Raw genomic sequence first — 12,516 nt, forward strand, 5'->3', positions numbered from 1 at the left:
CCGGACAGAAATAATATAAGAGATAGCTTCAGAGAGATATTTACAACATAGATCACATTTTTAGCGATAAAGAATGTGATGGCGCTCGCAAATATTGAGAAATAAAAATAAACCAGGCATTACATCTACAGTCGCCCAGAGGGTAATCGGGCCTCTGGCTATTATTGCCCAGTGCCAGCGGTCACCCTGTACTTCGTCCTTCCGGCAGATAAAACTGCACATCGTCTGCTTCGCTAAACACTGACGCGACTGTAAGTATCCCACAGAATCGTGCCATTCACATTTAGAGATCACGTCATCGATCTGTTGACGAAGGAATCTCTATGCGTAAAGCCCGTCTCCCTGAGCATCAGAACATCGCCGTAATTAAGTTGGTCGAAGCTGGACGAGCGGTTAAAGATATCTGCCAGGAGGCGGATATTTGTGAAGTGACTGACGACATCTATGGACATTAGGTTTGACCACATTCTGTTTCTCACTAATGTGCTCCGGGAAAGAGTTTTCATCAGATGAGCAATTGAAAAGAGAAGCCAGAGGCTGAAGTTGCCTCGACCGATAAGTCTGTCGGTTGCTCAGACTATCACGATCAGAATTAAGTCAGATCAACTTATTGGCAAGGTATAACCCCCGGCATTAAGTTACAAGATTTTCTCATGGCATTAGCATTACACCCCCTTAAAGTTTACATGCGTCTCTATAAAATAGTCTTAAATTTGTATATAAGAAGTTGATGAGAGCACAAATATCACCATTAAGTCATTGAATAACAATGCAATGAAAGAAAAAATCTTAAATTAGGTTTTAATAATAAGAATTCATTACAGGTTTACAGGAATTACTTTTATATTTCATCACATCACCCCGATAGTGACGAAGGCAGCAGACAGATGGTATTGAGAACCATTATTTATCGCTCTCATGATTTAGCAAATAGTGCTGTTTTAATATTTTTTCTGATATTGGAGATTATGTATAAAAATCCCAATGGGTGAAATACAAATCCGAAATGATGTATTACGACTGTCGGATCTGTCATGGTTCCTTAAAGCTGTATTTTAGGTCTTTCCAGGAGTTTATGACACTGACAATAATTCGCGCCTTTTGACAGCCGTAGCACTGTATATTATCTGGATTGACACATTTATTTACCAATGAAATATTAACAGAAACATCGACGGGAGTCGTTCAGGATGATGAGAAAACCTTCACAAATTGTCCATTGCATTAGTTGCGATTTATCCTGTCAATTATTCCCTGACAGCGCAGTACGGGTGCAATACTGTCATAATGCGGCATTTTCCATCTGGCCAGATGGTAATGCTTTCCTGAAAAAAGGGTTTATTGAAAAGTTATTGCTTGATAGACACAACCATTTATCCAGCGGTTTTATCTTTGTTGATTTTTCTTTCCCGAATCTTCGACGATTTACCGATTTGCAATGGGCTGACAGTCTGGCAGACAGTGGTATGCATATTGTCCTGATTTCTGACAGAAGTTTAACTCCGCTGGCCAATTACTGGATTTTGAAAAGCAATAAAATACAAGGAATTATTTATTCCGATGACGATGATATTGTGCAACAGCAAAAGATACACCGCTTGTTTACTGGTCGGCTCGCCAACAGTAAACGTGGACGAACGCTTAACTATACGGAATTTATATTACTGAAGCGCTTTGTATCAGGAATAAGTATTCAGCAGATTGTAAATATTGACAATATTGATATTAAGAAACTTTATGTGCATAAGCTGCGGCTTGAAAATAAGCTAGGGCATAGCATTCATAAAATAATATCAAATATTTTATAGATCCGTTTCCATTTTTATTATTTCCATATTATTGCGATGTGGAAGACGCTTTACGCCATAATGCAGGAGGCAGAATGCCAACTCCCCAAAATTACTCATTCATCGCCATAGCGGTATCAGCAGCATTAGCCTCTATAGTATTTCCCTCCCAGGCGGCCTGGGTTGACGTTGATAGTCTGCCATCCAGTGGGCTAGTCAGCCAGTTGCCGCCGGAATTACAGGCCATTATTCCCGCTCAGGCCAGTACCGGTTTCACCAAAGTCGGTACCATGCCCAACTACGTTTATCAGTGGAACACCGGTACCATCCCGGTTTATGGCAATGGCCTCACGCTTAATGGGCCGGGCGCGGAGGCGTTTGAACACACTGTCACGGTTATTCAGAACAGCGGGACGGGAAGTCCGGGCGTGATTTTTGGCAACGACCTGACCATTCGGACGCAGTCGGCGAATGCCGCGAATAATGGTAGAGACGTCGATGGCATCCGTACTCACGGCGCAAATACTCCGGATAACCCGGTATTTATTATTACCGGTGACCGTACCAACATCTACGTGGATGGTCAGGATGGTGACGGTATTAACGCCGGATATAACTCACTGGGCCAGGGTTGGACCGGATCGGCCAATATTTACGTCGGCGACGATCTGTATATCAAAACAACAGGTAGCCAGGGACGTGGAATTACAGCTAACGCCATGCGGGATGCGTCACGTGCCAAAAATACGATTGTCGTCGGCAATCGTGCACATATTGTTACTACCGGCGACAGTTCGGAGGGGCTGCGTACCGGACAAAGCGGTTCGTTGATTCGTCTGGGTGACGATGCAACCATCGAAACCTCCGGCGCATCCTCAACGGGGATTTACGCAGCATCATCCTCCAGAACCGAGCTTGGCAACAACGCTACTATTACGGTGAACGGTGCCAGCGCACACGCGGTATATGCAACTAACGCTACCGTTAGTTTGGGAGAGAATGCCACTATTAGCGTTAACAGCGCCAGTAAGGCTGCATCCTATAGTAAAGCCCCTGCCGGTTTATACGCCCTCTCCCGAGGCGCCATTAATCTGGCAGGCGGTGCGGCTATTACTATGGCGGGCGATAACAGTAACGAAAGTTACGCCATCAGCACGGAGACTGGCGGCATTGTTGACGGTTCTTCAGGAGGTCGTTTCGTCATCGACGGTGATATTCGTGCTGCTGGCGCCACCGCTGCCAGCGGTACGCTACCGCAGCAGAACAGTACAATTAAGCTCAATATGACGGACAACTCGCGATGGGACGGGGCGTCGTACATCACCAGCGCTACGGCGGGCACAGGCGTTATCTCTGTACAAATGAGCGATGCGACCTGGAATATGACCAGCAGCTCAACGCTCACTGACCTGACGCTGAATAGTGGCGCAACCATTAACTTCAGCCATGAAGATGGCGAGCCATGGCAAACGCTCACCATCAATGAAGATTATGTAGGCAACGGCGGTAAGCTGGTCTTTAATACTGTGCTCAACGATGATGATTCCGAAACGGACAGGCTGCAGGTTCTCGGCAATACTTCAGGCAACACATTTGTTGCAGTAAATAATATTGGAGGAGCCGGGGCGCAAACCATTGAAGGTATTGAAATTGTTAACGTTGCTGGTAATTCTAACGGTACTTTCGAAAAAGCAAGCCGTATTGTTGCCGGAGCCTATGACTACAACGTGGTGCAGAAAGGTAAAAACTGGTATCTGACCAGCTACATTGAGCCGGACGAACCGATTATTCCCGATCCGGTAGACCCTGTTATTCCCGATCCGGTAGACCCTGATCCAGTAGACCCGGTTATCCCTGACCCTGTTATTCCCGATCCGGTGGACCCTGATCCAGTAGACCCTGAGCCAGTAGACCCGGTCATCCCTGATCCGGTCATTCCTGACATAGGGCAATCTGACACACCGCCGATAACAGAACATCAGTTCCGTCCGGAAGTGGGCAGCTATCTTGCCAACAACTATGCGGCAAATACGCTGTTCATGACGCGTCTCCATGACCGTCTGGGTGAAACCCAGTACACCGACATGCTGACGGGTAAGAAGAAGGTCACCAGCCTGTGGATGCGTAACGTCGGCGCCCATACTCGCTTCAACGATGGCAGCGGGCAGCTAAAAACCCGCATCAACAGCTATGTGTTACAAGTGGGAGGCGATCTGGCACAGTGGAGCACTGACGGTCTTGACCGTTGGCATATTGGTGCAATGGCAGGTTATGCCAACAGCCAGAACCGCACGCAGTCGTCCGTGAGTGACTATCATTCCCGTGGTCAAGTCACCGGTTACAGCGTCGGCCTTTACGGCACCTGGTATGCTAACAATATCGATCGGTCTGGGGCTTATGTGGATACCTGGATGCTGTACAACTGGTTTGATAACAAGGTCATGGGTCAGGATCAGGCCGCTGAGAAATATAAATCCAAAGGAATTACCGCCTCGGTTGAAGCCGGTTACAGCTTCAGGTTAGGTGAAAGCGCGCATCAAAGCTACTGGTTGCAGCCCAAAGCGCAGGTGGTATGGATGGGCGTGCAGGCTGACGACCATCGCGAAGCCAATGGTACCCTCGTCAAGGATGATACCGCCGGTAATCTGCTAACCCGCATGGGCGTAAAAGCCTATATTAACGGCCACAATGCTATTGATAACGATAAATCTCGAGAGTTCCAGCCGTTCGTGGAGGCGAACTGGATCCATAATACGCAGCCTGCCAGCGTGAAGATGGACGATGTCAGCAGCGATATGCGTGGTACGAAAAATATTGGTGAACTGAAAGTGGGTATTGAAGGGCAAATTACCCCGCGCCTGAACGTATGGGGTAACGTGGCGCAACAGGTAGGTGACCAGGGCTATAGTAATACCCAAGGCTTACTGGGGGTTAAATACAGTTTCTGACTCCGGTAACAACAGAGCCGCTGATCTTCAGCGGCTTTTACCCGGAAGCGCTTTCATTTGGCTGATACGTTCCATGAACGGCTCCCAAAACCGCTTAATGTGTACAGAAAAATATCGGGCGTTTCCCGATGGTGAACATAAAGCCACGATGGCCCTGAGTCAGGATGGTGTAACTGATACTTTTCCCTGGATAGACATAAAAATCGGGTAAAACCGTCTCGATAACCGCATCGGACAGTGTTTCGTCACGCGTGACTTTGTTGATATCCGTCGATATAAAATGGGTGCTGTCTTTATTTTCACTCCATACATAGGAAACATCACGGCGGATCACGCCGCTCATTTTATTATCGACGTAATACGTTCCGCTGATGGAAACCACCCCAGTGCGTTTTTTCAGCGAATACATAAAGTCCAGCGTCAGGTTAGCCTGAGTGTTGTTATAAAACACAATCACAGGCGCCGTACATTTCTCTGGATCCCGGTTCTTTTCCGTATATAAATGAACAAGATGCCCAAGCCCTACTCCCAGAAACAGTAGCGTCAGGCAGGCTAACATCAGTGCCTTTTTACCCATGTGTCACCCCGCGGAAAAAAAGCGTCACGCAGCCTGTATCACCGCGCGTTTTATAAGGTTGCTGACAAATCAATGCCGTAACCGCTGGGGTGCGACTGCTGGAAGGAAAATAGACCCATGGGTATTTCTGACAATCCATACCGGTTTTTAGAATCATTGACTTATAGCTTGCAAAGCGGCTACCGCTTTCGATATCTTCATTCCGCGAGAAAAAATGACAGCCCTGAGTTGTTTCAACCAGCGTGTAGCGATCATAAAAATCCTTATCAGGAACGGTTTGCCAGCTTATAGTGCCAAGCAAAATACCGACAGCAAATGTCCCGGTCATCCAAAGTACAGGTACATAATGTTTAAACCAACGCCCTGACATACGCGGCGGCGTCTCACCCTTTTTTTCTATTGTCTGAGCGAAGTCTTTGCGGATGGTCATGAGGCTCACACCAGGCTCAATCTGAAAGCCTCTACGCGGAACCGTGATTATCAGCGTATCTTCATTTTCGCCAACGGTACGTAATCCGCGGCGAATAATGGAGATATTCTGATAAAGCGTATTTGCCGACACCACCATGCCGTCTTCTTCCCACACTTTTTGAAAGAATGTTTGTTGTGAGACGACGGAGGGGGCGTTTTCCAGCAGAAGGCGCAAGCAGCGGCTGGCGGGCGTTGTCAGAATAATGTTGAGATCTGGCCTCGATAATGACGCCAGGCGATTCATTTCTGGATTAAATTCAATATTATCGTTAATTATCCATAACATCGCATTGTTACCATGCCAAAACATAACGTAGTTGGAGAGGGTTAATAGACACCACTGAGTATAGTCTGATGCTGTGGCTGCGTAGCAGGACATGGATTGTCCCCTGCACATACCGATCATATAGAAGAGCGAGAGGCATAAGACATTAGCAGGTAAGCGTAGACACCGCTTTTCTCATTATAGCAGACTCAGGGGTGAAAGTACGTTTATACCCTTCATACTTCAAGTCGCTTATGTGTTGGCTACGCTCACTCACCCCAGTCACATAGTTATCTATGCTCCTGGGGACTCACTCCCTTGCCGCCTTTAAGCAACTCGAATTATTTTGGGTATAGTTTTCTTGTTCGTTAAGTCTCCTGTTTTGTATTGAGGTGAGAATATCACCTTTAATCAGGTAGCCAAATTTACTGTGCCACTACGCTTTAATATCTCATAGATAAATCATGAGAAAATATATCCTGACAATCTATATCCTATGAAAGACAGGGTTTTATTGAATGTGTTCTTTATAATAGCTTGTAATATCCAAAAAAGCAGCACTCGTTATGTAGGGATAGTTTCCAATTTATTAAGAGTTACAGTAGCCATACTTAATAAAAGCACGCTTCCCACTTAATATTTAAGCTGTGCTTTATGTTATTTAAATATAAATAAGTTAACTCTTAATTGAACTATTTCAAACTTATACTAAATAATTTTAAAACTATCCATCAGAAACAATTTGTAGGGGCATAGTTTGTTTTTTCAATCAATAATCCTCTCTGACATGTAAAATAGAAACATTTATTCATAATATGAATATTGTTGTGATAACAGATTCGCGTGAAAGTAAATCGACTGAAGGAGATGCCGATGAATATTCCTTCAGAAAGAACTCAACAGGGTAATCCAGGATCGGCAACGGATTACTGTCATCAGCTTAAAAACGGAAATCGCCCCGGCGATTAATGACTTTAACACTGATAGTGATTATCAGTGAAAGGCAACAACAAGGAATGAATTATGTCTACACCCGCGAATTTTAACGGTCAACGCCCTGCCATTGATGCTAACGACGCAGTAATGCTGCTGATTGACCACCAAAGTGGCCTGTTTCAGACCGTCGGCGACATGCCGATGCCGGAATTACGCGCGCGCGCCGCGGCGCTGGCTAAGATCGCTACCTTATGCAATATGCCGGTCATTACTACCGCATCCGTACCACAGGGACCGAATGGTCCGCTGATTCCGGAAATCCATGCGAATGCGCCCCACGCGCAATATGTCGCGCGTAAAGGGGAAATTAATGCCTGGGATAATGCCGATTTTGTACAAGCGGTAAAAGCGACAGGCCGTAAAACGCTGATCATCGCCGGTACTATTACCAGTGTCTGCATGGCTTTTCCAGCCATCAGCGCCGTCGCGGAAGGGTACAAGGTATTTGCGGTAATTGATGCCTCCGGTACGTACAGTAAAATGGCGCAGGAAATTACGATGGCCCGCGTGGTGCAGGCGGGCGTAGTACCAATGGATACCGCGGCGGTAGCCTCTGAGCTGCAACGTACCTGGAATCGGGATGATGCCGCAGAATGGGCGGATGTATATACCAAAATATTCCCGGCCTATCAGCTACTGATTGAAAGTTATACCAAAGCGCAGGAAGTAGTAAAAAATAATGAACTGCTGGATTCTCAGCGCGCATAAATAACGTCCTGAAGAGGCTAAATAGCCCTATTTAATGGGGCTATTTTACTTGCCATTTTGGTCCTGGGCAGTGCTCGCCAAAACGCGTTAGCGTTTTGAACGCCGCTTGCGGCGGCCCGAAGGGCGAGCGTAGCGAGTCAAACCTCACGTACTACGTGTACGCTCCGGTTTTTGCGCGCTGTCCGTGTCCAAACTGGCTGCGCCAATAACGCCTGGTGGGATAGGCTCTTAATCAAATACGCCATTAATAATCGCCGTGACCACCGCGGTACTGAGCGCGATCAGCACCAGATTATCCCCAACGATTTTCCACTCATAGCCCGGATAATAAGGTAATTGTCCCAGCATAGACGCCGGCACCGTTTTTTTAGCGATTCCCGGCGGCAGCGGTTTTCCTCTCGCCAGATTTTTCGCAATCCCCGGAGGTAAAGACTGATAACCCGTCAGCCCTAAATTCACTGCCAGTTGCCTGGCGACAGCATAGCTAATGTCCGACTCGACGTGATCCGGTTTACCGCCATTTTTACGGTGTTCCGTTTTTTGCCCGGCATTTCCTTTATGGCCGTTACCGTTATTACCCTGATTAGCCGCGTTATTACCATGTCCGCCGCCATTGCCATTTCCCGGATTCGCCAGCACAGGCGTAGCGCTCAGGGAAAACGTAATCAACGTCGCCAGGACGGCGGTTAAACCACGACGATTATTCATGATATTGCCCTTCTGATGTGGGATACCATGAAAATAGCGCCCCGCCATAAAAAGAACAACTACATCGATTCTTATTTTAAGCGGGGCTCGCCAACAGCAGCTTATCGTATCCAGATAGTCAGTAAAATCAGGATGATTGCTATCAGGACAACCTGATAAAAAATTTTGTCCAACCCTCTTTTTTGCATGGCGTCACCTCGTTAGAAAACGATTTGCCAGAGGGCTAAACACAACACCAACAGGCTAATCAGTAAAAATATCAGCGCGATGATTTTATCGGGTGAGCGATTCATCTGGGCGATCCTCAAACATCATTAAAACCACTGGCCAAAGCGTTTGATATAAAAGCGCTTCATGCCTTGCGCCACCAGACAGTAGCTCAATAATGTCGCCACCAACCACGGGAAGTAGCTCAGCGGCAGCGGCTCCAGTCCAACCATCGCACCCAAAGGTGAGAATGGAATATAAATGCCTATCGCCATAATCAAGCCGGTCGTCAATAATACCGGCAACGTCGCCCGACTTTGGATAAACGGTATTTTCTGCGTCCTTAGCATATGCACGACCAGTGTCTGCGAGAGCAGACCCTCAATAAACCAGCCGGACTGAAAGAGCGCCTGCGCCTCTACGTTATTAGCCGCAAAGACGTACCACATCAACGCAAAGGTTGTGATATCGAAAATAGAAGACGTTGGGCCAATCCATAGCATAAAACGACCAATATTTTTCGCGTCCCATTTCCGCGGCTTACGCAGGAACTCTTTATCCATTTTGTCCCACGGCAACGACAACTGCGAAATATCGTACATCAAATTCTGGATCAACAGATGAATCGCCAGCATCGGCAGAAACGGAATAAACGCGCTGGCTACCAGTACCGAAAAAACATTGCCGAAATTAGAGCTGGCGGTCATATTCAGGTATTTAATGATATTACCAAAGGTTTCCCGCCCTTTGATGACGCCTTCCTCAAGCACCATGAGATCTTTTTCCAGCAGAATAATATCTGATGACTCTTTAGCAATATCGGCGGCGCTATCGACGGAAATCCCCACATCCGCATCACGAAGCGCGGGCGCGTCGTTGATCCCATCCCCAAGAAAACCAACGGTATGACCATTTTTCTGTAGCGCTTGCAAAATACGCGTTTTTTGTAACGGCGTCAGCCGGGCGAATACTGCGCGTTTCTCCACTTCAGACCCCAGTTCGGCATCTGACATCGCCTCAACCTGGGTTCCGGTCAGGATATCGTGCGTATCAATACCCACTTCCAGACAGATACGCGCCGTCACGACCGGATTATCGCCGGTGAGGACTTTGACCGCCACGCCGTTATCCCGTAACGCGGCAATCGCTTTTCCGGCGCTCTCTTTCGGCGGGTCGAGAAAAGTGAGCATCCCTTCTATGGTAAGTTCGGTCTCGTCCTCCACACTTAATGTCGGATTGTTCCCGGAACCATCCAGCTTACGTGTCGCTATCAGCAATACACGGAATCCCTGCGCATTGTAATCTTCGGTTTTCGCCAGCAGCAGCTCGCGGCGTGTTTCCGTCAGCGCCACCACACGATCGCCTTCGCGAAGATGGGTGGCTACCAACATCATCTCTTCAACAGCGCCTTTGCAGATCAGGCATCTGTCTCCATGCTGCGTATCCTCCACCAGGACCGATACCCGGCGACGTACAAAGTCGAATGGCAGTTCATCGCGTTTAACGAAGCGCGCTTTTGTCGATGGTGCGATGCGACCCTCGCCAAAACGCAGTATGGCGCGATCCATCACATTCCGGGCGCCGCTCTGGCTGCTACTATTCAGCCAGGCCAGCATCAATACCCGGCTGCTTTTTACACCGCTCACATCCAGATGATGCTCCAGAAAAATATTGTCCTGGGTTAAGGTGCCGGTTTTATCTGTACACAACACATCCATCGCGCCGAAGTTTTGAATAGCGTTCAGGCGCTTGACGATCACTTTGCGCCGCGACATCGCAATCGCGCCTTTTGCCAGGTTGGAACTGACAATCATGGGCAACATTTCCGGCGTCAACCCCACCGCAACCGCCAGCGCGAACAGCGAAGCCTCTACCCAGTCTCCCTTACTGAAACCATTGATTAGCAGGACAACCGGCACCATGATCAGCATAAAGCGTATCAACAGCCAGCTCACGCTGTTGACTCCGCGATCGAAAGCCGTCTGGGTACGCGTACCCACAATGGATTTCGCCAGCGAGCCGAACCAGGTACGGCTTCCCGTCGCAACCACGACCGCTTGCGCTCTGCCGCTGGTTACATTGGTTCCCATCAGACAGATATTGCCCAAATCTAGCAGGCTTTTATCTTTGTCAGGCAATTGCTCGCTGTCTTTACCTGCCACATCAGCCATAACATCGTATTTTTCTACGGGTAATGATTCACCACTAAGAATTGACTGACTGATAAAGAGATCGCGCGACGCCAGCAGTCGGACGTCGGCGGGCACCAGATCGCCTGCGGCCAGAAAAACCACATCGCCCGGCACCAGCTCTTCAATGGGAATCTCTTCCTGCACCGCGCCTATATTGCCCGGTCCACGACGCAACACCGTGGCGGTGGTGCGCACCATCTTTTTCAGCGCCTGTGCTGCTCTGTTAGTGCGAAACTCCTGCCAGAAACGCAATAACCCGCTCAAACTGACCATCGTCAGAATAATCAGCACGCCGGTGAGATCGGTCTCTTCGCCACGGCGTAACGGGAGCCAGTAATCCGTGATGAAACTGACCCCTGCCAGTGCCATCAGAACGTAAATAAACGGGTTATTGAATGCCTGCAGAAGCTGAACCAGCACCGGAGGAACTTGCTCATGCGCCACTTCATTGCGCCCATACACTTTCAACCGTTCGCTGGCCTCTTCTATCGTGAGGCCCTGACGATGGCTGTTCAGCCGCGCCAGTGTCTCCTCCGGGCTATGAAAAGCTTCCGCTTCGATCGGAAATACTTTTTTATGCTGCTTATCATTTTCTGACGCCGGGCGATTGAGTTTCCGGTTTTCAATGTTCATGTCAGTCATGATGAATCCCCAAAATTAAGGTGTAGTGTTTCCTGCATATCACGCCCGGGGAATAGTAAACTCACGATTTCAAGGTGAATGCCCCGGGAGAATTATCTATGCATAAAAAAGAGTTATTGCTTACTCTCTATTTGAGTGAGTTTTATTTTATCGGCTCGGGAATATCCATCATTCCCTCCTTATACGCCTGGCGTAATGTTGCAATTGAATAAAAAACTATTATTGACTATCAATGCTCCAGTGAATTGCGGTGATATTATCGTTATCACCTATTCTGGATATAATCAGTTCTCGCGTTTTACGATAATCAGCATGACCCACGAGCTCGGCACGAATTTCTTTATAACCCTGTTCCTGAGCGGGGACCGAACCTAACCCTTGTAAACAGATCGCGGCCTCTTTTACGATATTCAGTAACCACTGACGAACCGCGCTTTCATCTTCTTTATTACAGGTTACTTTCAGGATATAACGTTTTTCTCCCTCGGCGGATACCGGGAGTTGATTTATACGCTGCGCCGCTTCACGCAGTAAAATATTGGCACAAAGAATAATGATCGTCGCCGCCAGCGCATTTTTGAACTGCCCTAAGCCGCATAACACGCCGATGCCCGCCGAACACCATAGCGTTGCCGCAGTGTTCAGTCCGCGCACATTCATCCCTTCGCGCATGATGACACCCGCCCCCAGAAAGCCAATACCAGAGACAATCTGCGCCGCAATTCTCCCGGGGCTGTCTGGCGATGTCGTCATGGAGCTCAGAATAAAAACGGCGGCGCCTGTCGCCACCAGCGCATTAGTGCGTAATCCCGCCATACGTTGACGCCATTGTCTTTCCGCGCCAATCAGCGCGCCCAACAGCATAGCGGCCAGTAAATTCAAAATATAAGGAAACATTAACATACGTTCCTCCATTTTTTCTGGAAGAATAAGTACGTGCTATATTTAGCACACGACAAATTTCTGCCCTGAGGCAATTAGCGTCGTGTTAACGGCGGAGGAAATAAAGCGTGTT

Annotated in this window: 10 protein-coding genes and 1 pseudogene; 4 read left to right on the forward strand and 7 right to left on the reverse strand. The window is 48.0% G+C overall.

The genetic code is table 11. From position 1 onward, the window contains the following. Positions 1-323: 323 nt before the first annotated feature. The 3 genes and pseudogenes from ACLD4K_RS15870 to misL all read left to right on the forward strand — a co-directional run. Positions 324-434, forward strand: a pseudogene (locus tag ACLD4K_RS15870) (transposase); the annotation flags it as partial. A 756-nt stretch (positions 435-1,190) separates the two neighbouring features. Next, complete coding sequence (locus ACLD4K_RS15875; protein WP_023136631.1) at positions 1,191-1,808, forward strand: helix-turn-helix transcriptional regulator; 618 nt, start codon at positions 1,191-1,193, stop codon at positions 1,806-1,808. Positions 1,809-1,882: 74 nt separating this feature from the next. Then, on the forward strand, positions 1,883-4,735 hold the full coding sequence (misL, locus tag ACLD4K_RS15880; protein ID WP_411012133.1) for an intestinal colonization autotransporter adhesin MisL: 2,853 nt from the start codon (positions 1,883-1,885) through the stop codon (positions 4,733-4,735). 94 nt (positions 4,736-4,829) lie between these two features. Here the strand turns inward: misL and ACLD4K_RS15885 are convergent, their stop codons facing one another. Continuing rightward, the gene (locus ACLD4K_RS15885) at positions 4,830-5,294 is read right to left on the reverse strand and encodes a hypothetical protein (protein ID WP_023213975.1); all 465 of its coding nucleotides are present in this window, start codon (positions 5,292-5,294) and stop codon (positions 4,830-4,832) included. A 10-nt stretch (positions 5,295-5,304) separates the two neighbouring features. Continuing rightward, positions 5,305-6,162: a transcriptional regulator gene (locus ACLD4K_RS15890; protein WP_001278065.1), complete on the reverse strand. Its 858-nt coding sequence runs from the start codon at positions 6,160-6,162 to the stop codon at positions 5,305-5,307. A 909-nt stretch (positions 6,163-7,071) separates the two neighbouring features. On the opposite strand from ACLD4K_RS15890, the gene ACLD4K_RS15895 reads away from it, so the two are divergent. Next, positions 7,072-7,752, forward strand: a complete 681-nt coding sequence (locus tag ACLD4K_RS15895; RefSeq protein ID WP_411012134.1) for an isochorismatase family protein — start codon at positions 7,072-7,074, stop codon at positions 7,750-7,752. Between the two features lie 228 nt (positions 7,753-7,980). Here ACLD4K_RS15895 and cigR read toward each other — a convergent pair whose 3' ends face one another. The 5 genes from cigR to ACLD4K_RS15920 form a co-directional block, all read right to left on the reverse strand. Then, a complete protein-coding gene (cigR, locus tag ACLD4K_RS15900) occupies positions 7,981-8,460 on the reverse strand; it encodes an anti-virulence regulatory inner membrane protein CigR (RefSeq protein WP_001065324.1) in 480 nt (159 codons plus the stop codon). 101 nt (positions 8,461-8,561) lie between these two features. Beyond that, positions 8,562-8,648 (reverse strand): magnesium transporter protection protein MgtU, encoded by an 87-nt coding sequence (gene mgtU / locus ACLD4K_RS15905; protein ID WP_252515021.1) that lies wholly within the window; start codon positions 8,646-8,648, stop codon positions 8,562-8,564. A gap of 12 nt (positions 8,649-8,660) precedes the next feature. Beyond that, positions 8,661-8,753, reverse strand: a complete 93-nt coding sequence (gene mgtR / locus ACLD4K_RS15910; protein WP_001082117.1) for a protein MgtR — start codon at positions 8,751-8,753, stop codon at positions 8,661-8,663. Positions 8,754-8,774: 21 nt separating this feature from the next. Continuing rightward, the gene (mgtA, locus tag ACLD4K_RS15915) at positions 8,775-11,501 is read right to left on the reverse strand and encodes a magnesium-translocating P-type ATPase (RefSeq protein ID WP_411012135.1); all 2,727 of its coding nucleotides are present in this window, start codon (positions 11,499-11,501) and stop codon (positions 8,775-8,777) included. A 219-nt stretch (positions 11,502-11,720) separates the two neighbouring features. Next, entirely contained in the window at positions 11,721-12,416 is a 696-nt protein-coding gene (locus ACLD4K_RS15920) for an MgtC family protein (protein WP_000392699.1), read from the reverse strand. Positions 12,417-12,516: the final 100 nt, after the last annotated feature.

It is taken from the genome of Salmonella sp. 741265055_HSA, assembly GCF_046569525.1.
GTDB classification, from domain to species: domain Bacteria; phylum Pseudomonadota; class Gammaproteobacteria; order Enterobacterales; family Enterobacteriaceae; genus Salmonella; species Salmonella enterica.